Genomic DNA, 21656 nt, shown 5'->3' on the forward strand with positions numbered 1-21656 from the left:
ATGGGATGCGGCCGGGCGATAGCATCACCGCCCGGCCCCGTCGGATCATTCCTTGATCGCGCGAATGGCTTCCCAGTCGGATTTCTCGTAGCCGAAATCCTCGAACTTGACCTTTTCCACCACGTTCTTTTCGAAGTCGGCCTTATCGATCTCCGTCACGTTGATACCCTTTTCCTTGAACGTCGCGACGAGCTGTTTTTCCTTCTCCGATATGATCTTCGTTGTGCGTTCGGCAGCTTCCTGCATCACATCACCGAATATCTTCTTGTCTTCATCGGATAGGCTGGCCCAGAGCTGCTTCGAAATCACCGTATTCAGATGATCGACGATGTGCCCGGTCAGGATGATGTTCTTCTGGACCTCGAAGAACTTCTTGGCTTCGATCGTCGTCAGCGGGTTTTCCTGCGCCTCGACTGTGCCGTTCTGCAGCGCGAGATAAACTTCCGCGAAAGCAATCGGCGTAGTGTTGGCGCCGCAGGCGCGCGGCATGGCGAGATAGGCGGGCACATCCGGCACGCGGATCTTCAGACCCTGCATATCCGAGCACTTGGCGATCGGCTTGTTAGAGGTCGTGTGGCGAGTTCCATAGTAGCTGACGGCTGCAATGTGGTTGCCGGTCTTTGCCTCATAACCAGCAGCAAGACGCTTGAAGACATCACTCTTCGTATAGGCGATCAGATGATCTGGCCCGCGGAAGATATAGGGGAAATAGGTGACGCCGATCGGCTTGTAGTCCCGGGCGGCAAAGCTCGATCCGGAAATGATGATATCGACCGTGCCAAGCTTCAGCCCTTGATTGATATCGGCTTCCTTGCCCAGCTGTGAAGCCGGGAATACGTCAATCTTGTAACGGCCGTTGGTCCGCTTGGCGATCTCTTCGGCCGCCCAGACGGACTCCGTGTGGAACGGCTCCGACGTTTCGTACACATGCGCCCATTTGAGCGTCGTTTGCGCTTGCGCCACCACGGCCGATAGCGCGAGAGCGGCGACCGCCCCCAGAATTGTCGTCAGTTTGATCTTCATATCGTAGTCCTCCCAGATTGAATTCAGATCTTGGTACTTCTGCTCCGGCCTCCCGCGGGATGGCCCTTTTCACTTTCCAGCTCCTCATCGAAGCTCTTGGAAAATCTCAGTTGCGATTGCAGCAGATGATGCTGCATCGCCGATTTGGCGCGCGCCGGATCGCCGGAAGCGATGGCGTCGCGAATGGCCCGGTGTTCCTCGAACGCCTCGCGCCAGGAAGCGGGACTTTCGAAATAGCTCGCCAGCTTCTCGAAATAGGGCGTCATCCTCTGATCGAAGAGTTCGCCGACAAACCGATTGAGCGCGGCGTTTTCGATAATGCCAGCAATCGTCGTGTGAAAAGTCCGGTCGAGCGCAATGGATGTGCGCGGGTCATTGAAGGTGCTCGCCATCTTCGTCAGCACGTCATCCAGCGCATCGACGTGGACAGGCGTAATTGCCTTGGCTGCCTCTTCCGCGATCGCACATTCGATCAGCGCGCGGGCGCGCAGCAGTTCGAATGGTCCTTCCAGATCTTCGGCTTCGGCTTGTACAGGCGCAGGCTTTGCGCGCTGTTGACGCGTGACGTAAATGCCGGAACCCATACGGATATGGACAAGCTCTTCTACTTCAAGTGCAATCAATGCTTCGCGGATGGTCGGACGGGATACACCAAGCTTTTCCGCAAGTTCGCGCTCACCGGGCAGCCGCTCGCCGACGGCAAACTCGCCGCTCTCGATCAGCGTGCGTATCTGGTCTGCCACCTGCCGGTACAAGCGGCGCGGCTGGATCGCTGCAAACATTGGTCCTCCCCGCACGGCTCTCCCTTCCGCACTCGACTGGTAAACTGGCCTTACCAATATACAACTGATACATTGATATATATGACAGAGTCAAGGCAGACTTTAGTCCAAGAAATCTCGAAAAGGCACAAGGTAAAATCGGAGTGCGGTATCCTATTGTTACGCCTTGTATTGGAAAGTGATTGCCCCACTCCCCTGCGAACAAGCTATGACAACTCAACATCTGCCTCGTCCTACCGGTGACAAATGCTGCTTGATATTCGATTGCCGCGCGCCTTTGCCTGCCTGAGCCTTGCTTTGGTACTCGGCGCTTGCACGACAGCCGATCCGAAATTGCCCAATGCAGCGTCAATTCCGCTTCCCGAACCATCGCCGCGGCTTGCAAATGCTGTAGACACCAAGCCGCAACCGAAATCTTCGGATAGGTCGTCCGTCGATGGTCTGATCTCGAAATATTCCGTTGCCTATGCTGTTCCGGAATCGCTGGTGCGCCGTGTCGTGCAGCGCGAGAGCCGTTTCAATCCGGCAGCCCGCAACGGTCCGTACTGGGGCCTGATGCAGATGCTGCCCGCGACCGCGCGCGGTATGGGGCATGACGGTAGCGCCAAGGATCTGCTCGATGCCGAGACCAATCTCAAATATGGCGTGAGATATCTGGCCGGGGCCTACAAGGTCGCTGATTACAATCCGGACCAGGCTGTGCGGCTTTATTCACGCGGCTATTATTTCCAGGCCAAGCGCAAGGGCATGCTGGGCGTATTGGAGCCCGCATCGCCGGTCGAAACCGCTGCCGCTTCCGAACCTGCCCCGGTTGCCAGCAATACCGCGGTGACCGCGACCGCTCCGACGGCAACCCAGCCGTTCCCGCCGGCAACTCCGGCCGCCGCGCAACTCGCTTACGCGAGCGATCAAGTTGTTCTTCCCGCGATGGTCCCCTTGCCATTCGAGCGGCCCGAAATGATCGAGACCGTCATGCCGGCCACCAGCGGTGGAAGTGGTGCACAGGCCCGCGTCCCTGCCCCACTTTAAGCGTTTCGGCCGCGGCAATCGCCGCTGTCAGATAGTCTTTCGCTTCAGTCACAGCCTCACCTAGATCAAGGCCTTTGGCCAATCCGGCGGTTATTGCGGCGGCCAGAGTGCAGCCAGTGCCATGGTCATTGTTCGTGATGATGCGCGGACTTGAAAAGCGCTGCATCGTGACACCGTCGAACAGCAGGTCTGTGCTCATCTCGGATTTCGCATGACCGCCCTTGACCAGCACCGCCGCGGCCCCCAGCGCCAGCAGTTTCTCTGCCTGCCGGGCCATCCCGGCTTCATCCTCTGCCATAGGCTCACCTGTCAGCAATGCTGCTTCCGGCAGATTAGGTGTCAGTACCAGGGCGCGCGGCAAAAGAAGCTGCCGCAATGCTTCAATAGCCTCTGGCTGCAACAAGCGGTCACCGGACGTAGCGACCATTACCGGGTCGAGCACCACCTTGCGGTTCCAGTGCTCGAGCGCGTCAGCGATTGCCTCGATCGTCTCGACCACGCCAACCATTCCGATTTTGATGGCTTTAACGTCGATATCCGACAGGACAGCATCGATCTGCGCGCGGACGATGCCAGGCGAGAGGTTCTCTATAGCGGTCACCCCGCGCGTATTCTGCGCGGTGATCGCCGTCAGAACGCTTGCGCCATAAACGCCAAGTGCCGAGAATGTCTTCAAATCCGCCTGGACGCCTGCGCCCCCGCCGCTGTCGGAACCGGCAATCGTCAATGCAATTGCAGTCATGCCCGTTCCTTCAACGCCACATCGACCGCCGCGAGCAATGCGGCGGTCGCACCTTGCGGATCGTCTTGCCGGAAGATCGCCGAAATCACTGCCACGCCATCGGCCCCGGCGGCAATCGCTGGCGGCGTTCGCGCAAGATCGATGCCGGCGATTGCGCCGATCGGCAGGTCGGGCTTCACCCCGCGAATGATTGGTGCCAGACGGCTGAACCCTTCAAAGCCGATAGGCTCCAGATTGTGCTTTGCCGGTGTCTCGAACAGCCCACCAATGCAGGCATAGTCGATATCGGCCTCGATCGCCGCATGAGTGTCTGCTTCGTTCTTGACCGTCAGGCCGATGATTGCGTCCGGTCCGAGCAGACGGCGCACATCTGCCACGAGCATGTCCTCGCGGCCGACATGTACGCCTTCCACGCCGGCGGCGAGCGCCACGTCGATACGGTCATTGACCACCAGCGGCACGCCCGTCCCCTTCAGCGCGGCATGGATAGTTCTGGCCCGCTCGACCATAAGTCGCGTTGGCGAGTTCTTGTCACGGTACTGGATGATCGTCGCGCCACCACGTGCGGCGCTAAGCGCAAGCTGGCCCAGATCTCTGTCGCCGCCGATAGCATCGACATCAACAATGGCGTTTAGCCGGTAATCTACTTTTGGCATGTGTTCTCTCTTTGGGTTGAAATGTTCAGTTTAATTCCACGGCGATGTCTTCGACCTTGGGGACGCTCTTGATCAGTCCCGCATCGTGCATGAAGACACCGAACCGTTCGTAGCGGCCGCGATCGAGCGCAGCGGGCCGCTTGGCAAATCGCGGCAGCGTGTCGATCCAGGCCTGCTTGTTCAGTGGATTATCCAGATCCGGATAGGCCTTGACGAAGAGCTGCCAGGATTCGTCCGGATGGTTGGTCAGATAGATCGCTCCCTTCTCCACCGCGCCGAGAAAGCGCTTGAGCCGGTCGTCCTTCAGCAAATCCGGGTGAGTGACGAAGATAAGCTCGTCATAGGGAGGCACGCCATGTTCTTCCGGGAAGAAGGCGAGCCCCTTGTGCCCTTCCTGCGCCATCTGCGTCAGCTCGAAATTGCGATAGGCACCGACGGTCGCGTCCACCTGCCTGGAAATCAGCGAGGTGGAGAGGGCAAAGTTGACATTGATCAACTCGACATCCTTGGTCGATAGGCCCTCCGCTTTCAACATGGCACCCAGCATCGCATCTTCAAAGCCCGCTACGGAAAAGCCAACCTTCTTGCCTTTCAAATCCTTCAAGCTTTTGATTGGCCCGTCCGCCAGCGTCATCACCGTATTGAGCGGGGTTTCGACCAGCGTGCCGAACCGTACCAGCGGCAGGCCTTCAGCATGGTCAAGAAAAAGCGTGGGCTGATAGTGGATGGCGATGTCCGCCTGCTTCGCCGCAACAAGGCGTGGCGGCGCTGCCGGATCAGCGGGCGGGATCAGCTCGACATCGAGACCGGCCTCCGCGAAGTAACCCTTCTCTTTAGCGATGACGAGTGGCGCATGATCGGGATTGACGAACCATTCCAGAAGAACAGTCAGCTTGTCGGCTGCCATGGCCGGGCCGGAAAAGCCGAAGGCAGAAACGGCGAGACCGATCATGAAAATCAGAGGATGAATGCGAAACATCGAAGATCCTTTTACATGCGATGAAATGAGGGAAATTGTCATGCCTCCCGCGCCCATGGCGTCAGCCGCTTTGCCAGCGCATCCACAAGGAAGCGCAGGACAATAGTCAGCGTGGCGAGAATGATGAGGGCGGCAAAAAGCGTATCCGTCTGCATGCGCGCATTGGCCTGCAGCATGACGAAACCGAGGCCGCGCGAAGAGCCAACCCATTCGCCGATGACGGCGCCGATAGGCGCGAAAACCGCCGCAACGCGCAAGCCGGAACCCAGTGCGGGCAAGGCGCTCGGCACGCGCACGAGGAACAGTGTCGCGAGGGGAGATGCCTGTGTCAGCGCCGCTGCGTCGAGCAGATCCTGATTGGTTCGCTGCAGACCGTCGGCGAAGGCCGAGGCCACTGGAAAGAAGATGATGAGGCTCGCCATGACGACCTTGGAGGCAAGGCCAAAACCAAACCACAGGACCAGCAGTGGTGCGATGGCGAAAACCGGAAGCGCCTGCAGCACGAGCATGACCGGCCAGACGATCTGCCGGAAACCGGGCACGGCACTGACGAGCAGCGCAGTAAGGATGCCTGCCAGCGCCCCGAACATCAGTCCAAGGATGATCTCCACCAGCGTGATGGCGGCGTTAGCCAGCAGATAGTGCTGCTCGTCAACCAGCGTAGCGATAACCGTCAGTGGCCCCGGCAGAATGAAGCGCGGCGGCGCCATCACCCAGACGATCGCTTGCCAGCACAGGACCACCGCCAGCAAAGCTGCCGCTATATGTAAAACCAGGCGCATGGCGCTGTTCACGCCATTACCGTTGTTGCCGGAGAGAATTTAAGGGAACAAGCACGGTCTGGACTCCATCATGATCGGAGATCCGGATATGTGCGAAGACAAGACTTGAGGTGTGCGAAGAAGGCTCAATTCCCGTTCCTACGCCGGCATAACCCGGATCAGGTTCAAGGGTCCAGCTCGACGCTATCTCAGCACTGTACAGTGCCCCCCTCGGAATGAAATCATGATGGAGCGGCGCAAGGACAAAGTCAATTGCGCCGCTGTGGTTGCTATCGGTCTAGTTTGTCAGACGGACGTTCTCGCCATCGACGGATTTACAAGCGGCCTCTACCTGGTAGAAAAAGTCCTGTTGCGTAAAGCCGCCGCCATCTTCCCAGGCATGATCTTGCCGGCCGCCGCAATTGAACAGCTCGTCCAGTGGAGGGGTTGTGCCCTTCTTCAACCGCACACCTTCAACGAACAAATAATCGACCGTATTTGGATCGTCAGTACGCAACGTCAGGTTATAACTTTGGTCGCCGGAAGACGTGCTCGGGAGGCAAAGAGTATGGTTGGAGTCGGCGGGATCGGCGGTGTACTTGTATCCAACGTCGCAGCCATCGTTTTTGACTTCCATCTTTAGATACAACTTGTCGTAATCTCCGAGATTAATGGTCGTATTGTCCGGCGGCACCTGGGTTTTGACACCCGTACCACGACCATTTTCGCTGTTAGGACCACTTCTGTAGGCACTTGTGTAGGTTACAGTTCCCATCACCGTTTCCTGGCCATTCTTCACGACCACAATGGAGACTTTCTTGAAATACCAGCCGTACATGTCACCTGGAATGAATTTCGCCGTTGTAGGTTTCAATGGCGCCAAGGCCGTAGCATTCACGCCGATCGCAACCTTATCCTGCTTTAGCAGATGCATGAACAGTGTGTTTGTCCCGCCGCTGATTGCAACGTTGACTTTTTGATCGGCCGCTGTGAATTTGATGGTAACCTTGTCCGCTGCCGCACCGAGATTAGCCTTGAGGTAGGCTTTTGCACGCGCTTCTGCCGCCGCAGAATTCGACCCGGTGAAAACCGACGCGCCGGCCAACGCGGCCGAGTCAGCGGCGTTCTGTAATTTGGACCGCTCGTTGCTCGCGAGGCTGTAATCCACAGCCAGCCCGGTCATCCCCATGATAGGTATCAGCAGCAATCCGAAGGTTATTGCTGTTGCTCCGCTGCGGTCTTTGAGGAAATTTCGAATTTTTTTCATTGGCCCACTCCGTCGTTACATGGACCTTTGAATCTCCGGCGTAAATTCGTGCTTAGTAAATTCATTCATATTTTCACGATCATGCTCAGGCAGCACGATTTGTATAAAATCATTGTTGGAATGGTAAAAATCCGATGAAGATTGTTAGCGCTCAGGCTGGATATCCGGCCGGACGAAACCTTGGCTCGCGACGAGAAGATTGCGCGTGTAATCCTGCGTGACCTTGCGTTTGGCAAGTTCCGATGCCGTCAGCCGCTCTACCTCGGCACCATTCTGCATGACCATCAGCCGGTCGCACATATGGGTAACCACGGCGAGATCATGGCTCACCATGAGGAAAGTCAGCTTCCGGTCGCGCCTGATCTGCTCCAGCAGGTTCAACACTTCCGCCTGAACCGAGGCATCGAGCGCCGATGTGGGCTCATCGAGGAGCAGGATTGACGGTTCCAGGATCAGCGCCCGGGCGATGGCGACACGCTGACGTTGACCGCCCGACAGCTGGTGCGAATAGCGGAAGCGGAAGCTCGACCCCAATCCCACTTCATCCAGTGCGCGCAAGATGCGCTTTTCGATATCACTGAACCCATGGATCACCAGCGGTTCCAGGAGCAATCGGTCTACAGTCTGGCGTGGATGCAACGACCCGTAGGGGTCCTGGAATACCATCTGCACTTCACGGTAAAATGCCTTGGTACGGGCCGAACCCAGCGTCTTGCCGTTGACGGTAATCGTTCCGGCGCTGACCGGAGCGAGACCTGCGACAGCGCGCAGTAATGTGGATTTTCCCGAGCCGGATTCACCGACAAGACCGAAGGATTCGCCTGGCGCCACGTCGAAGCTGACACCGCGCAGGGCGAGAAAGCGGTCGAATTTCACTTCAAGCTTTTCAATGACCAATGCCTTGGACCGGGTTGGTGTCATACGGCCCACTCCGGCTTGCGGTCGAGCACCGGCAGCGGATGCCGGTCGGCACCGATCTGCGGCATGCAATTGAGCAACCCTTGCGTGTAGGGATGCTTGGCATTGTGCAAGTCGGTTGCGGCAATTTCCTCGACGATCCGCCCCGCATACATGACGATGACGCGGTCGCAGAACGATGAAACCAGCCGCAGATCGTGAGAAATGAAGATCAGGCCCATGCCGCGATCGCGCACCAGATTGTCGAGAATACGCAGCACGTCGAGTTGCACGGTAACATCCAGCGCCGAGGTTGGCTCATCGGCGATCAGCAATTCCGGCCCGGTGATCAGCATCATGGCAATCATGGCCCGCTGCCCCATGCCGCCCGAAACCTCATGTGGATGCAAATCGTAGACCCGCTCTGCGTCACGGATCTGCACGGCGGCAAGCATGTCGAGCGCCCGTTTGCGTGCCTCGGCCTTGCTGACCTTCTCATGCGTCCTGAGCGTTTCGACGATCTGCCGGCCGATACTCATGACAGGATTGAGCGAATATTTCGGATCCTGCAGGATCATGGCAATGCGGTTGCCGCGAAGGCTCCGCCGCTGCTTCACCGAAGCCTCCAGCAGGTCGATGCCGTCGAAGTTGAGCTTCTGTGCAGTGATCTTCGCATGTGGCGGTGTCAGCCCCATGATGGCGCGGCCGGTCTGCGACTTGCCTGAACCGGACTCGCCTACGATGCCAAGCCGCTCGCGTCCAAGCGTGAAGGAAACGCCGCGCACCGCATCGACAGTGCCCGTACGGGTCGGAAACTGCACGCGAAGGTCCTCTACGGTCAGCATCGTGCTCATTGGTTGCTGCCCCGCGGGTCGAGTGCATCACGTAAGCCATCACCTAAAAGATTGAAGCCGAGGCTGACTATAAGGATGGCGAAGCCCGGAGCTGCCGCAACCCACCACTGATCCATAATGAAGCGACGGCCGGAAGCGATCATCGCGCCCCATTCCGGCAATGGCGGCTGTGCACCGAGGCCAAGAAAGCCAAGCCCGGCGGCAGTCAGGATGATTCCCGCCATGTCGAGCGTTACGCGCACGATCAGCGAGGAGAGACACAGCGGCATGATGTGGCGCAGCACGATGCGAAACGGCGACGCACCCATCAACCGCACCGCAGCGATGTAGTCGGAATTGCGCACGGTCAGCGTTTCGGCGCGGGCGATACGCGCATAGGGTGGCCACGAGGTGATCGCGATGGCGATGACCGCGTTCTCGATACCAGGCCCGAGCGCGGCGACGAAGGCCAAAGCAAGAATAAGCTTGGGAAACGCCAGGAAGATATCGGTGATGCGCATCAGAATTGAATCGGTCCAGCCCCCGGCATAACCGGCGATAGTCCCGACGAGAAGCCCGATTGGTGCTGCGATGATGGCAACGAGGATGACCACATAAAGCGTCAGCCGCGAGCCATAAATCAACCGCGAAAGGATATCGCGGCCCTGGTCATCGGTGCCAAGCAAATATTCGCCGCCCGGCGGCAACAGGCGCGCATTGCGCAAATCGCCAACCACTGGCGAATGTGGCGCAAGCACATTTGCGAAGGCGGCGACAAGCAGAAGTGCGATGATGATGCCGAGACCCACGACGGCAAGCTTGTTGCTGGCGAAGCGGCTCCAGACCAGATAGGCCCTGCCCAGTCGCGCCTGCATGCGCGATTGCGGCCGGTCGCTCATCAGCCATTCTCGGCGGGAAAGGGGGCGTGTTGTCATCTCAAAACCCACAAAATTGGCCAGAGGGTGGCGAAAACGCCGATTTTTGAGCACCGGAGCGCAGTGTACTTTTGGGTACATGAGCACCGGAGCACAGAAAATTGACGTTTGCAGCCCGCTCTGGCAAGTTTTTCATCGCGCACGTGTCCGTGGGTCAAGCGCCCGATACAGAAGATCGGACAAAAGGTTGATGGCGACGAAGACAGTGCCAATGATGATCGTACCTCCCAGCACTGCGTTCATGTCGGCGTTTTGCAGCGAATTGGTGATGTAGAGCCCGAGCCCCGGCCATGAGAAAACTGTCTCGGTCAGCACCGAGCCTTCGAGCAATCCGGCATAGGACAGCGCGATCACTGTGACGAGCGGCACCGCGGCATTGCGCAGTGCATGGCCCCAGATGATGCGCGTCTCGGAAAGGCCCTTGGCCCGCGCGGCCACGATATATTCCTGTTCCAGCTCATTGAGCATGAATGATCGCGTCATCCGGCTGATATAGGCCAGCGAGAAGTAGCCGAGCAGCGAGGCGGGCAGGATGATGAAGCTGAAAATGTTGCGAAACGCTTCCCAGTTCTGCTGCAGAACCGCATCGAGCAGGTAGAAGCCGGTGATAGGCGTGAACGTGTATTCATAGACGACGTCGATACGGCCCGGACCCGAAGTCCAGCCGAGTTTGGCGTAGAACACGACAAGGCCGATCATTCCAAGCCAGAAGATCGGGACGGAATAGCCGATGAGGCCGATGACGCGAACGATCTGGTCGATGAGGCTGCCGCGTTTCACTGCCGCCAGAACGCCTAGCGGCACCCCGAAAACCGCGCCGATAAGCGTGCCGAAAGTGGCAAGCTCCATCGTGGCGGGGAAGACGCGCCTTATGTCCTGCATCACAGGATTGGTGGTCAGAACCGAATTGCCGAAATTACCCTCCAGCACGCCCTTAACGTAGATGAAAAACTGCTCGTAGAGTGGCAGATTAAGACCGAGTTCTTCGCGTACCCGTTCGACCACGTGGGCAGGCGCCCTGTCGCCAACGATGGCAAGAGCCGGATCGATCGGAATGACGCGTCCGATAAAGAATGTGACGGCGATCAGCCCCAGGAACGTGATGATGCCGATCAGGATGAACCTGCCGGCGGCCCAAGCGAAGTTGGTAGCCCAGGCGCCTGAGCGCCTGGACTCCAGTTGCATGTCGGGATTGGTCAACGGTGCGAACCCCGGATCACTTCGAGATATTGAAAACGTAGTTCGTGTCGAATGACGGTCCGAGCTTGAAGCCCTTGAGGTTCGAACGATAGCCCGCGACCTCGATCTGCTGGAAAATCATGATGAAGGGACTGGTTGCGAGAACTTTTTTCTGCAGGTCCTGATACATCTGTGCTCGTTTGGCACCATCGCGCTCGAGGAGGGCAGCCTTGGTTTCCTTGGTCAGGTCGGGCACATCCCAGGCGTTGCGCCACGCCAATGTCTTATTTGTGCCTTCGTCGGAATTGTTGGGGTTGTTGGTGAAGGTGTCCGCGTTCGAGTTCGGATCCCAATAATCCACGCCCCACTGGCCGATATACATGTCATGGGTGCGAGCACGATACTTGGTCAGCGTCTGCTTACCATCGCCCGGAATGATCTCCATCTTGACGCCGCCCTGAGCGAATGTCTGCTGCACGGATTCGGCAATGCCCGTCACCGGCTGATTGTTGCGCACGTCCATGGTAACGGTGAAACCATCCTTCAGGCCTGCCTTTTCGAGCAGTTCCTTGGCTTTGGCGACATCGAGCTTGTAAGGGTTCTCGTCGAGTTCGCCGAGGACGCCCTTCGGCAGAAATGTCTGGTGGATTTCACCAATGCCCTTGATCAGCTTTTCGCCGATAGCGTCATAATCGACGAGGTATTTCAGCGCTTCGCTTACGCCTGGCTTGGCAAGATCTGCATTTTTCTGATTGAGGCTGATGTAGTAGACGGTGCCTTTGGGCGCGTTGGTGGTGGCGATGTCGCTATTCTTGACCACCTGCTCCAGATCGTTTGGCTCGAGATTGCGGGCAATGTCGATATCGCCCTTCTCAAGCAGCAGACGCTGCGCCGCGCTTTCCTTGACGTGCCGGTAGATGACCCGCATGAGAGGCGCCTTGCTGCCCCAGTAGTTGTCATTGCGTTCAAGCACGATGATTTCGTTGGCCCGCCAGTCGCGGATTTTCATCGGACCGGAACCGGCATAGGCGGTCTTCAGCCACGCCCAGCCAAAGTCATCATTGACGACATGCTCGGAAGTGAGCTTCTTGTCGACAACCGAAGCGACTGTCGCTGTAAGGCAGTTCAGGACGAAGCTTGGCGCGTAAGGCTGATCGACCGTGAACACGAAGGTCGAAGGATCAGTTGCCTTGGCCTTTTCGGTTACATTGTCCGGCTTCAGACCAAACTGGGTCAGGATGAACGCCGGGCTCTTGTCGAGCTTGACGGCGCGTTCGAACGACCAGGCGACATCATCAGCCGTGACCGGATTACCCGACGCAAATTTCAGGCCCGGCTTCAGTTTGAAAGTATAGGTCAGGCCATCATCGGAAACCGTCCAGCTTTCGGCGACATCGGCAACGACCTTCGAAGGATCGTTGATATCGAGCCGAACGAGCTTGTCGTAAGTGTTGCCGTTGATTTCACCGGTGGTGAGCTCGAAAGCTTCAGCAGGATCGAGCGTTATCACGTCATCGATGGCGAAGGCTTCGACCAGGGTATCGGCTGGCGTCTCGGCCCAGGCTGGTACGCCGGAAAGCAACATCGTGGACAGCGCTGCACTGCCGAGCAGCAGCCGGAATTTCGGGTTTATCTGGTTCATCAACATTGTTCTGTTCCCTGTTTATGAGCAATTTGACTTTTTTAATTTTCTTCGTGCCAGGCCGAGCGTAATACCCGCAGCCAGTTTTCGCGGCAGATTTTTGCCAGGTCATCTCCGGCATATCCGGCGTCCCGCAACGCCGCGACAAGATTTTGATTGCCGCTCGCATCGGCAATCTCGCCGGGGATTTTAGCACCGTCGAAATCAGAACCAAGTGCTACGCAATCGATACCCATGCGGTTGACCATGTAGTCGATGTGGCGGACCATGTCGGTCAGCGGCGTATCGGCATTTTCGCGCGCGTCGGGGCGCAGCATGGCCACCGCATAATTTAGCCCGACGATCCCCCGGCTTTCTCGTATGGCGTCAAGCTGCTTGTCTGTCAGATTGCGCGCGACAGGCGTCAGCGCGTGCACATTGGAATGACTGGCGACAAGCGGCTGATCGCTGATCCGCGCCACATCCCAGAAGCCCTTTTCGGTGATATGCGCGAGATCGATGAGGATACCAAGGCGATTGCAGGTCTTGACCAGTTCTTCGCCGATAGCGGTGAGTCCGGGTCCCGTATCCGGGCTCATCGGATAGGCGAAGGGCACACCGTGGGCGAAGATATTGTTGCGGCTCCACACTGGACCGAGCGAACGCAAGCCGGCGGCGTAGAATACATCGAGCGCGGCGAGATCGCCGTCAATCGCCTCGCAGCCCTCCATATGGAGCACCGCAGCGAACATATCGCTTTGCATGCACTCGGTAATCTCGGCCGTGCTGCGGCACAATTTCCAGCCACCGAACCGCTGGAGCTTCAGCGCGATCGAAGCCATTTCAAGCGCGATGTCGAGGGATGGGGCCCGCTCCAGCGGCGCGGCGAGCGGCGTCGAATAATGGCCATTGGCGTCTGGCGCCTTGAAGGCAAGATCACCGGATGGAACATAGATGGCGCAGAGCCCGCCGATCAACCCGCCCTTGAGCGCCCTGATCTTGTCGATATGCCCGGAGCTGGTGCCTTCGATGAACTCCTGAACCGGATCCACTCCGTCTCTCGAATGTTTCCACAACCGGTAAAGCACATCGTTGTGACCATCGAAGACAGGCTGCATTTCAATTCCCGATCAGATTGACTTGAAAAAAGGCCACATGTTCGCCGGGTAATCTCTCTTCGACCCCTCGGCGCCCGTCGCCTTTTTCGACAAAAGATCATGATGCCCGCGAACAGGCAAGAGAGTTGTTGTACAAAAGTATAAAAGCCGCTCACGGGGCCAACGCCCAACAGGCGTAACCTGCAGGTCGTGGTGCGCCTGCGTCGATGACGAAAGGATATTGCGGGGAGAGGAGCCAATGCGACATGGCAGATTTGAGCTGCCATGGTGGGTAGCCATCTTGATGGCAGCGTGGATATGACCTATATTCCTCCCAAAATGGAGCATCCGGATGGCCGAACCTCAATTGTCTGTGCGCAGCGCCAGAGCACGCGACTTGGCACATCGCCTGGCGAGCCGTGAAAACAGATCAATCGCCGAAATTGTTGAGCGGGCTCTTGAGTCCTATGAAATCCGCGAAACCGGCCGGGAGCCAGCGTCGGCATTCTACAACCGCCTGTCAAAAGATGCCGGTACAGATATCGATCTGGAGGCTGTCATCAGACAAGGACGTCGCGGCCATCCGGGTCCTGAGCTTTGATATTTCTAGACACCAATGTTCTTTCCGAAACCCTACGCAAGGCGCCAAGCGAGGCTGTCATCTCTTGGCTCGTCCGGCATGATTCAGAACTGGCTTTACCGACGGTAACCATCGCAGAAATTGCGTTTGGCATTCAGAAAATATTGCCTGACCAGCGCGCCCTTCGCCTGGAGCGGGGTCTCTCGGACTGGCGTCGGCGGTTTGCTGACCGCATATTTGGTTTAACCGAAGAGGCGGCGATGGCTTATGGCGAGATTATGGGAACTGCCACACGGCAAGGGTCAATAATGTCGGCTCCTGATGGCATGATCGCAGCCATCGTTCGGGTGAATGGCGGCCGTTTGGCCACCCGGAATGTCACCGATTTCAGCACAACTGGCCTCAACCTCATCTCTCCTTGGGAAAGATGAGGCAATAACCTCTTGAGGCTATCTCAAACTTTGATGCCACCTAAACGTCGAGATTGGCCACGCTCAGCGCATTATCCTGGATGAATTCACGCCGAGGCTCGACATCGTCGCCCATCAATCTTGAGAACAGGCTGTCGGCGTCGGTGGCATCGTTCACCTTCACCTGCAGCAGCGAGCGCGCATTGGGATCCAGCGTCGTTTCCCAGAGCTGATCTGCATTCATCTCGCCGAGACCCTTGTAGCGCTGCAACGAGAGACCCTTGCGCCCGGCGGCAAACACAGCCTCCAGCAGGGCAATAGGTCCCGCAACGGAATCCGATTTGTCCTTGCGGCGCAGAACTGGCGGCTTGGAATAGATGTCATGCAGACGCGCTGAATAGCGGTCGAGCTGGCGCGCATCGGCCGAACCGATCAGCGCCATATCGAGCGTGACCGTTTCCTTGACGCCGCGCAGCGAACGCTCGAAGATATAGCCGTCGACACCGTCATCCGGCGTCGCCAGACGGCCGCTCCAGCCCTTTTCGGTTTCCTCTGCGATCAGATCAAGGCGCCCGGCAACCTCGGTCACCAGCGCCTGGGCTCTCGCCGTGTCGGAAATGGCTTCCGGGTTGAGCGCACCGGCGATGGTCGCCTGTTCAACGACCGCGCGATCATAGCGGGTGTTCAAACCCTGCAGCAGATGACGAACAGCCAATGCATCGGTGATGACGGAGCGCAGGTCGGGACCCGTGCGAACCTCACCGGAGTCGAGCTCCAGCGCGGCTTCTTCCAGCCCGGAATCTATCAGAAACTCCTCATAGGCGACTTCGTTCTTGATGTATTGCGAGGATTTTCCGCGCGAAACCTTATAGAGCGGCGGTTGCGCAATATAGATATGGCCGCGCTCGATCAGCTCTGGCATCTGGCGGAAGAAGAACGTCAGAAGCAATGTACGAATATGCGCGCCGTCCACGTCAGCGTCGGTCATGATGATGATCTTGTGATAGCGCAGCTTGTCCGGATTGAACTCATCCTTGCCGATGCTGGTGCCGAGTGCCAAAATCAGCGTGCCGATCTGGTCGGATGACAACATGCGGTCAAGCTTGACGCGTTCGACATTGAGGATTTTGCCGCGCAGCGGCAGGATCGCCTGGTTCTGACGCGAACGTCCGCCCTTGGCGGAGCCACCGGCGCTGTCACCCTCGACGATGAAGATTTCCGATTTGGCCGGATCCTTTTCCTGGCAATCGGCAAGCTTGCCCGGCAGCGAGCTGATGCTCAGCGAATTCTTGCGGGTGATGTCGCGCGCTTTACGAGCAGCCTCGCGAGCGGAGGCAGCCTGGATGACCTTTTCGACGAGGACCTTGCCCTCAGCCGGATGTTCTTCGAGCCAAGTCGAAAGCGCCTCGTTGACGAGGCTTTCCACGACCGCGCGCACTTCGGACGAAACAAGTTTGTCCTTGGTCTGCGAGGAAAACTTCGGGTCAGGAACCTTGACGGAAAGAACTGCGGTCAACCCCTCGCGGCAATCATCGCCCGTGAGCGTGACCTTGGCTTTCTTGGCCTGGCCGGTGTTTTCCGCGTAGCCGGTCATCTGGCGTGTCAAGGCACCCCGGAAACCGGCAAGGTGTGTGCCGCCATCGCGCTGCGGAATATTGTTGGTGAAGCAGAGAACATTCTCATGGTAGCTGTCATTCCACCACATGGCGACTTCCACTACCGTGTCATCACGCTCGCCGCGAATATAGATCGGTTCGTTGACGAGTTCCTTCTTGGTGCGGTCGAGATACTTGACGTATGCGGTCAGTCCGCCCTCGTAGAAGAGCTCGAGATCGACAGGGTCCGCATGTCTGCGATCGGCAAGCAGAATGCGCACGCCCGAATTCAGGAACGCGAGTTCGCGCAACCGGTGTTCGAGTGTCTTGAAATCGAACTCCACCATGGTGAATGTGTCGGTCGATGGCAGAAACGAAACTTCCGTCCCGGTCAACCCATCGGAATCGCCCGTCTCCTTCAATGGCGCATCGGCGACGCCATGGGTGAAGCTCATCTCGTAGATTTTGCCCTGGCGGCGAATCTTCAGCCTCAGCCAGACAGACAGCGCATTGACGACGGAAACGCCAACGCCATGCAGACCACCGGAAACCTTGTAGGAGTTCTGGTCGAACTTACCACCGGCATGCAGCTGCGTCATGATGACTTCCGCCGCGGAAACACCCTCGGAGTGCATATCGGTCGGGATACCGCGGCCGTTGTCGGTCACCGTGCAGGAACCATCCGGATTCAATGTGACGGTGACACGCGTCGCGTGGCCCGCAAGCGCTTCGTCGATGGCATTGTCGACGACTTCGTAGACCATGTGGTGAAGGCCGGATCCGTCATCCGTATCACCGATATACATTCCAGGGCGTTTGCGTACAGCATCCAACCCCTTGAGGACTTTGATGGACTCCGCACCATATTCCGGTGAGGATTCGACTGTCATCTCGGGTGTATCACTCATATAAAATTCAATCTTTCCTGACGCCTGAACTGGCGCGCCCGTCCTTATAGCATAGCTTGGGCGAATCATGGCCCCATTACCGCATTAGATATAGTGATTAATGCAGGTTTTTCCAATTCTGGAGGGCTTGATATCCACGGATGATGGCGGGATTTTGCCCGGGCGGCGCAACGTGCCTTCAACCCATACCGCATGAAAGCAGACTGGCACTTACCGGCGTTTGTCTCATTTTGCGGCAAACGGCATCTCCTACCGCCCGACAGTTCCCGTCAGAGCGTGGGCAGTTGGCAATTTCTGCGTGGACTCCGATCATTCAATGATCTGCACGCTGCCCTCGGCGGACGGCTTTGCAATGGGCGATTGTGCATCGAGGAAACCTTTCACTTCGCCAAAGGTGAGGCTGCCATCCCTATCCCTGTCGATGTCGGCAAAATGACCGGTGAAATAACCGACACCGGCCTTTTCTGCCGAGGCAAAAGTAACGAGTTGCGTTGCAGGATCAGCTGCACGGTCGAAGAGGACCTTGATACGGGCATCGACTGCAGCGCTCACCGTCTCCCGGGTAAGGGGAACCTCACCTTGGTTCGAGCGCTTTGATGGCGGCACAGTGCTCCGCAACAATCGTCCCTGTATCTGTCTGTCAGGCTTGAAGCGCGCCATGGTTTCGGCAGCGTTCGATGACGCTACCTGGCACTGCATGGCAAGCAGCACCGCCATTCCGATGATAAAACGACCTCTCATGGCTGCACCGTTTCAGGAAGAGGGGAACGCATGGCCGTCAACACGCCATCAGGCTGCGGCCGATCATAAAATGTATTAAGATCGCTCAGCACTCTACTATAGAGGACGAGTTTGGCTTCAGGGCCATCTCCAGGACCAATACCGTGACCGGCCTCATACAATTTGACCGGTACTTTCATTGCTGCCGGCAGCGCCGCAAGAACAAGTTCGGACTGATAGAATGGCGTGTTGAGGTCGTAATATCCGTGCTGAACCAAAACTTTCAAATCAGAGTTGAGGCGAAGGCTCGCTGAGAGGTCGGGAATGCTTGATACTTCCCTGTCGGGCTTGATGGGATCATCGGGATGATGCGACCGGAAATCCCAATTGTCGATGACTTCGCCATTACTTCCCATGTAACCTAAATTGGAACTATAGCCTATAAACTCGCGTTGATATCGTTGAGCAAGGGGGTCAAAAACGGGCCTACGGTCAAAGGCCGGATCGGTATCGGAAAGTTTGATAGTCATCCGCCCATCGGCGAGCAACAACATCCTGTCTTCGCCTGAATCGAAGAACCAGCTGAATTCGAAGCTGTTCATGTTCGGTTCTTCTATCCAGGGATTGTTGGCTTTACTGTCGCCAGGCGCGTAAATCTTACCTATGCCGGTCAGTCGATACAACCGGTCCAGGAAGGGCGGAGCCTCTGGCTGCTTGAGAAAAGCTTCCCATTTTGTCCGGTCTTTTACCTTTCTATTATCGACGCCACTGAACGACGAATAATAGTATTTGTTATAATCCCGGACAAATGCGCCTAAATCGTCCGGAATTGCCTCGATCGGCTTGCCGCTGCGTTCAAGGGATTTCTCCCAGTCAGCAACAACCGCTGCATAGGTCGGAAGATTACCGCCGCATGGTGCATCATTCGACAGACAATCTGCTTCATAATCGAGAACCGGCGAGTTCAGAATCAAGCCGGCAAGAACGTTCTTTGAATCCTTCTTCTCGGTATATTTGGTCGTCCCGCTTTCAATCAGCATCCGCCCGATGATTGGAACGCGAATGCCGCCATATGAAACACCATAGAGATATTTGGGCGATTCCTGGCGTTGATTGGCGTTGATATATTGGATGATGAAATCGGCGAGTACGCTTGCGTCATCATCGACTCCCCAAAAATCATCATTTTTATTTGGAAAGATGGCTTTGGAATAGCCCGTTCCAACCGGGTCAACGAAGACGAGGTCCGTCTTGTCGAGCAACGTGTTGGGGTTATCGGCCAACGCAAACGTCGGCGCATTCCAGTCGAACCGCATCGGTCCAAGGAAACCAACGTCCATCACTGCCGAAGCGCCGCCCGGCCCTCCATTGAAAATGAAGGTTACAGGTCGCGTGGTCTTTGGCAGGTCTAGCCGCGCATAGGCCGTATAGAAAATTGCCGCCTTCCCAAGACTGCTCGCCGAAGCGTTGCCGGAACTTCCGGCCTCTAGATGGCCAGCGGTTACCGCGAATTGTATCGGATTGCCTTTCAAGTAAATCGTATGAATTTTGCTGGTTGGCCTTTCACTGAATTCGTTCTCGTAAAACTTGCCCTCGGGGCCATAATCTGGATCACTCAAGAACTCAGGATGAATAGCGGGAATGTCCGGTTCTTGCTTAGCCTGCGAGAGATCCGGAATTTCAAACGTGCTGATAGCGGATCTACTGGCATCCTCGTCCTCAGAATCCGAACTCCCGCTGCACGACGCCAGAAAGACCGCCAGAAAAAGCCAGCACAGGCGAAAAAGCATGGCGAAAAACCTCACAATATCGATTTGAATATGTTTCTGGTATGTTCTTCAAAAAATGATGCGCAAAATAGACTGTCGGACGTATTCAGGCTGGACCAGAACGCATTCGGCTCTTTGCGTCAACGTAGCAATTAGTAGGGTAAGGCGCCGCCAACTCCGGTCAATTGGTAGACTTTTTCCCCGCTTATACCCACATCCATGGCGGAGGTGATGAATGGATACGATACCGACCGCTTTTGTCCCGCCGGCGCCAGTACCCCGTACCGGTCCGGTCGGCACATTGCAGCTTATCCGCACCATCTACCGCAATCCGCTCGAATTGTGGGGCGAGCCTTCCTACAATGAACCCTGGGTTTCCATCGACTGGTCCTTCGCCCACACGATCATCGCCAACGATCCGGGGCTGATCCGCCATGTGCTCGTCGATAACGCGAAGAATTATAAGATGGCGGCGGTACGCCAGCGCATCCTTCGCCCTATCCTGCGCGATGGACTGTTGACGGCGGAAGGCGATGTCTGGCGGCGTTCGCGCAAGGCGATGGCGCCGGTTTTCACGCCGCGACACATCGATGGTTTCGCGGAAAGCATGAAGCGCACGACCGATGTTTTCGCCGACCGCTACGATGGTCTGACTGGCACGACCGATGTGTCGCGCGACATGACCATGCTGACCTATGACATTCTTGCGGACACGTTGTTTTCCGGAGAAATCGCCGGTGATCCGGACCAGTTTTCTCACGAGGTCGACCGCCTGTTCGAAACCATGGGCCGGGTCGATCCTCTCGATCTTCTCGGAGCACCTGCATGGCTGCCGCGCTTCACCCAGATACGGGGCCGCCGCGCTCTCGCCTTCTTCCGCCAGATCGTCGCCAACACGATGGAGATGCGCAAGGCCCGCATGGAAAAGGAAGGCGACAAGGTCCCGAATGATTTCCTCACCCTTCTACTGAAAGCCGAAGGCCCGCAGGGGCTTTCGCGCGCCGAGATCGAGGACAATATCATCACCTTCATCGGCGCTGGCCACGAAACCACGGCGCGGGCACTCGGGTGGACACTGTATCTATTGGCAAAGGCGCCATGGGAACGCGATCTGATCGAGCAGGAGATCGATGCCTTCATGGGTCAGCGCGAGGTCCCGCCACCGCATCAATGGCTGGACGCCCTGCCCTTCACCCGCTCGGCATTCGAAGAGGCCATGCGGCTTTATCCCCCCGCGCCGTCGATCAATCGCGAACCGATCGAGGACGACCAATACAAGGACCTGGTGCTCCCGAAGGGTGCCGCCGTCCTTGTCATGCCCTGGACTGTGCACCGGCATCGGCTTTACTGGGAAAACCCCGAAGCCTTCATGCCATCGCGTTTCCACCCGGAGAACCGCGACAAGATTGATCGATTCCAATATCTGCCATTCGGTGCCGGGCCACGTGTCTGCATCGGCGCAAGCTTTGCCCTGCAAGAGGCGATCATCGCTTTGGCGACCCTGCTGCATCGCTATCGCTTCGATATCGCAGAGGATATAAAGCCATGGCCCGTGCAGAAACTGACGACACAACCCGACGGCGGATTGCCGATGAGTGTGACTGCGAGACGGTAGAGTTCGCGAGGTAGATGCCGATTATCTCTCCCCTTGTGGGAGAGAAAGTGATTTCAGCATCTTAGCCCTTGCTAAGTGCTAGAAATCACCAGAGAGGGGATTGCAATCATCGTACTACCCCCTCACTTGGATTTTCCAAGGATTTAGCAAAGAGGCTAAACCCAGGAAAATCCTTTCTCTCCCACAAGGGGAGAGATAACCGGCGCCACCACCACCCTTGATTTCACCAGAAATTTAATGTATATTTATTTCTAGTGA

21 protein-coding genes and 1 riboswitch are annotated in these 21656 nt (G+C 57.1%); of the genes, 5 read left to right on the forward strand and 16 right to left on the reverse strand.

What is annotated here, in order from left to right; genetic code table 11:
* Window positions 1–45: 45 nt before the first annotated feature.
* Entirely contained in the window at window positions 46–1023 is a 978-nt protein-coding gene (locus LB462_RS11260) for a sialic acid TRAP transporter substrate-binding protein SiaP (protein WP_224507871.1), read from the reverse strand.
* Window positions 1024–1046: 23 nt separating this feature from the next.
* Complete coding sequence (locus LB462_RS11265; RefSeq protein WP_224507873.1) at window positions 1047–1805, reverse strand: FadR/GntR family transcriptional regulator; 759 nt, start codon at window positions 1803–1805, stop codon at window positions 1047–1049.
* Between the two features lie 246 nt (window positions 1806–2051).
* Between LB462_RS11265 and LB462_RS31430 the strand changes: the two genes are divergently transcribed.
* Window positions 2052–2834 carry a transglycosylase SLT domain-containing protein gene (locus tag LB462_RS31430; RefSeq protein WP_370637112.1) on the forward strand — a complete coding sequence of 261 codons (783 nt, stop codon included), beginning with the start codon at window positions 2052–2054 and terminating at the stop codon, window positions 2832–2834.
* Here the strand turns inward: LB462_RS31430 and thiD are convergent.
* The 11 genes from thiD to LB462_RS11325 form a co-directional block, all read right to left on the reverse strand.
* The gene (thiD, locus tag LB462_RS11275; protein ID WP_224507875.1) at window positions 2776–3576 is read right to left on the reverse strand and encodes a bifunctional hydroxymethylpyrimidine kinase/phosphomethylpyrimidine kinase; all 801 of its coding nucleotides are present in this window, start codon (window positions 3574–3576) and stop codon (window positions 2776–2778) included. The two genes, LB462_RS31430 and thiD, sit on opposite strands and share 59 nt — an antisense overlap.
* Window positions 3573–4232, reverse strand: a complete 660-nt coding sequence (gene thiE / locus LB462_RS11280; protein WP_224507877.1) for a thiamine phosphate synthase — start codon at window positions 4230–4232, stop codon at window positions 3573–3575. The genes thiD and thiE overlap by 4 nt, the downstream gene beginning before the upstream one ends.
* A 25-nt stretch (window positions 4233–4257) precedes the next feature.
* The gene (locus LB462_RS11285; protein WP_224508237.1) at window positions 4258–5184 is read right to left on the reverse strand and encodes an ABC transporter substrate-binding protein; all 927 of its coding nucleotides are present in this window, start codon (window positions 5182–5184) and stop codon (window positions 4258–4260) included.
* A gap of 65 nt (window positions 5185–5249) precedes the next feature.
* On the reverse strand, window positions 5250–5993 hold the full coding sequence (locus tag LB462_RS11290) for an ABC transporter permease (RefSeq protein WP_224507879.1): 744 nt from the start codon (window positions 5991–5993) through the stop codon (window positions 5250–5252).
* 118 nt (window positions 5994–6111) lie between these two features.
* Window positions 6112–6214: riboswitch (TPP riboswitch) on the reverse strand.
* Window positions 6215–6270: 56 nt separating this feature from the next.
* Window positions 6271–7239 (reverse strand): TadE/TadG family type IV pilus assembly protein, encoded by a 969-nt coding sequence (locus tag LB462_RS11295; RefSeq protein WP_224507881.1) that lies wholly within the window; start codon window positions 7237–7239, stop codon window positions 6271–6273.
* Between the two features lie 144 nt (window positions 7240–7383).
* Complete coding sequence (locus LB462_RS11300) at window positions 7384–8160, reverse strand: ABC transporter ATP-binding protein (protein WP_224507883.1); 777 nt, start codon at window positions 8158–8160, stop codon at window positions 7384–7386.
* Window positions 8157–8990 (reverse strand): ABC transporter ATP-binding protein, encoded by an 834-nt coding sequence (locus LB462_RS11305; protein WP_224507885.1) that lies wholly within the window; start codon window positions 8988–8990, stop codon window positions 8157–8159. The genes LB462_RS11300 and LB462_RS11305 overlap by 4 nt, the downstream gene beginning before the upstream one ends.
* Window positions 8987–9904 (reverse strand): nickel transporter permease, encoded by a 918-nt coding sequence (gene nikC, locus LB462_RS11310; RefSeq protein WP_224507887.1) that lies wholly within the window; start codon window positions 9902–9904, stop codon window positions 8987–8989. The genes LB462_RS11305 and nikC overlap by 4 nt, the downstream gene beginning before the upstream one ends.
* 132 nt (window positions 9905–10036) lie before the next feature.
* A complete protein-coding gene (locus LB462_RS11315; protein ID WP_224508238.1) occupies window positions 10037–11089 on the reverse strand; it encodes an ABC transporter permease in 1053 nt (350 codons plus the stop codon).
* A gap of 31 nt (window positions 11090–11120) precedes the next feature.
* Entirely contained in the window at window positions 11121–12731 is a 1611-nt protein-coding gene (locus LB462_RS11320; RefSeq protein ID WP_224507890.1) for an ABC transporter substrate-binding protein, read from the reverse strand.
* 35 nt (window positions 12732–12766) lie between these two features.
* Window positions 12767–13822 carry a dipeptidase gene (locus tag LB462_RS11325; RefSeq protein WP_224507892.1) on the reverse strand — a complete coding sequence of 352 codons (1056 nt, stop codon included), beginning with the start codon at window positions 13820–13822 and terminating at the stop codon, window positions 12767–12769.
* Between the two features lie 331 nt (window positions 13823–14153).
* On the opposite strand from LB462_RS11325, the gene LB462_RS11330 reads away from it, so the two are divergent.
* Window positions 14154–14402, forward strand: coding sequence for a plasmid stabilization protein (locus LB462_RS11330; RefSeq protein WP_114427909.1), 249 nt, complete (start codon window positions 14154–14156; stop codon window positions 14400–14402).
* Window positions 14399–14812: a type II toxin-antitoxin system VapC family toxin gene (locus LB462_RS11335; RefSeq protein ID WP_224507894.1), complete on the forward strand. Its 414-nt coding sequence runs from the start codon at window positions 14399–14401 to the stop codon at window positions 14810–14812. The genes LB462_RS11330 and LB462_RS11335 overlap by 4 nt, the downstream gene beginning before the upstream one ends.
* A gap of 40 nt (window positions 14813–14852) precedes the next feature.
* On the opposite strand, the gene gyrB is transcribed toward LB462_RS11335, so the two are convergent.
* The 3 genes from gyrB to LB462_RS11350 all read right to left on the reverse strand — a co-directional run bounded on the left by gyrB (window position 14853) and on the right by LB462_RS11350 (window position 19546).
* A complete protein-coding gene (gyrB, locus tag LB462_RS11340) occupies window positions 14853–17294 on the reverse strand; it encodes a DNA topoisomerase (ATP-hydrolyzing) subunit B (protein WP_224507896.1) in 2442 nt (813 codons plus the stop codon).
* A gap of 309 nt (window positions 17295–17603) precedes the next feature.
* Window positions 17604–18035, reverse strand: a complete 432-nt coding sequence (locus tag LB462_RS11345) for a hypothetical protein (RefSeq protein WP_224507898.1) — start codon at window positions 18033–18035, stop codon at window positions 17604–17606.
* Complete coding sequence (locus LB462_RS11350) at window positions 18032–19546, reverse strand: S10 family serine carboxypeptidase-like protein (RefSeq protein WP_224508240.1); 1515 nt, start codon at window positions 19544–19546, stop codon at window positions 18032–18034. The genes LB462_RS11345 and LB462_RS11350 overlap by 4 nt, the downstream gene beginning before the upstream one ends.
* Between LB462_RS11350 and LB462_RS11355 the strand changes: the two genes are divergently transcribed.
* Both LB462_RS11355 and LB462_RS11360 read left to right on the forward strand, forming a co-directional pair.
* Complete coding sequence (locus LB462_RS11355) at window positions 19505–19939, forward strand: hypothetical protein (RefSeq protein ID WP_224508267.1); 435 nt, start codon at window positions 19505–19507, stop codon at window positions 19937–19939. The two genes, LB462_RS11350 and LB462_RS11355, sit on opposite strands and share 42 nt — an antisense overlap.
* Window positions 19940–20018: 79 nt before the next feature.
* The gene (locus LB462_RS11360) at window positions 20019–21398 is read left to right on the forward strand and encodes a cytochrome P450 (protein WP_224507900.1); all 1380 of its coding nucleotides are present in this window, start codon (window positions 20019–20021) and stop codon (window positions 21396–21398) included.
* Window positions 21399–21656: the final 258 nt, after the last annotated feature.

This window comes from Phyllobacterium chamaecytisi (assembly GCF_020164455.1).
Lineage (GTDB): Bacteria > Pseudomonadota > Alphaproteobacteria > Rhizobiales > Rhizobiaceae > Phyllobacterium > Phyllobacterium chamaecytisi.

Bases quoted from the DNA above. Each gene is read 5' to 3' on its own strand.
- LB462_RS11260 (WP_224507871.1), bottom strand. From the start codon at position 1,023: ATGAAGATCAAACTGACGACAATTCTGGGGGCGGTCGCCGCTCTCGCG.
- LB462_RS11265 (WP_224507873.1), bottom strand. From the start codon at position 1,805: ATGTTTGCAGCGATCCAGCCGCGCCGCTTGTACCGGCAGGTGGCAGAC.
- LB462_RS31430 (WP_370637112.1), top strand. From the start codon at position 2,052: ATGCTGCTTGATATTCGATTGCCGCGCGCCTTTGCCTGCCTGAGCCTT.
- thiD (WP_224507875.1), bottom strand. From the start codon at position 3,576: ATGACTGCAATTGCATTGACGATTGCCGGTTCCGACAGCGGCGGGGGC.
- thiE (WP_224507877.1), bottom strand. From the start codon at position 4,232: ATGCCAAAAGTAGATTACCGGCTAAACGCCATTGTTGATGTCGATGCT.
- LB462_RS11285 (WP_224508237.1), bottom strand. From the start codon at position 5,184: ATGATCGGTCTCGCCGTTTCTGCCTTCGGCTTTTCCGGCCCGGCCATG.
- LB462_RS11290 (WP_224507879.1), bottom strand. From the start codon at position 5,993: ATGCGCCTGGTTTTACATATAGCGGCAGCTTTGCTGGCGGTGGTCCTG.
- LB462_RS11295 (WP_224507881.1), bottom strand. From the start codon at position 7,239: ATGAAAAAAATTCGAAATTTCCTCAAAGACCGCAGCGGAGCAACAGCA.
- LB462_RS11300 (WP_224507883.1), bottom strand. From the start codon at position 8,160: ATGACACCAACCCGGTCCAAGGCATTGGTCATTGAAAAGCTTGAAGTG.
- LB462_RS11305 (WP_224507885.1), bottom strand. From the start codon at position 8,990: ATGAGCACGATGCTGACCGTAGAGGACCTTCGCGTGCAGTTTCCGACC.
- nikC (WP_224507887.1), bottom strand. From the start codon at position 9,904: ATGACAACACGCCCCCTTTCCCGCCGAGAATGGCTGATGAGCGACCGG.
- LB462_RS11315 (WP_224508238.1), bottom strand. From the start codon at position 11,089: ATGCAACTGGAGTCCAGGCGCTCAGGCGCCTGGGCTACCAACTTCGCT.
- LB462_RS11320 (WP_224507890.1), bottom strand. From the start codon at position 12,731: ATGTTGATGAACCAGATAAACCCGAAATTCCGGCTGCTGCTCGGCAGT.
- LB462_RS11325 (WP_224507892.1), bottom strand. From the start codon at position 13,822: ATGCAGCCTGTCTTCGATGGTCACAACGATGTGCTTTACCGGTTGTGG.
- LB462_RS11330 (WP_114427909.1), top strand. From the start codon at position 14,154: ATGGCCGAACCTCAATTGTCTGTGCGCAGCGCCAGAGCACGCGACTTG.
- gyrB (WP_224507896.1), bottom strand. From the start codon at position 17,294: ATGAGTGATACACCCGAGATGACAGTCGAATCCTCACCGGAATATGGT.
- LB462_RS11345 (WP_224507898.1), bottom strand. From the start codon at position 18,035: ATGAGAGGTCGTTTTATCATCGGAATGGCGGTGCTGCTTGCCATGCAG.
- LB462_RS11355 (WP_224508267.1), top strand. From the start codon at position 19,505: ATGGCCAGCGGTTACCGCGAATTGTATCGGATTGCCTTTCAAGTAAAT.
- LB462_RS11360 (WP_224507900.1), top strand. From the start codon at position 20,019: ATGGATACGATACCGACCGCTTTTGTCCCGCCGGCGCCAGTACCCCGT.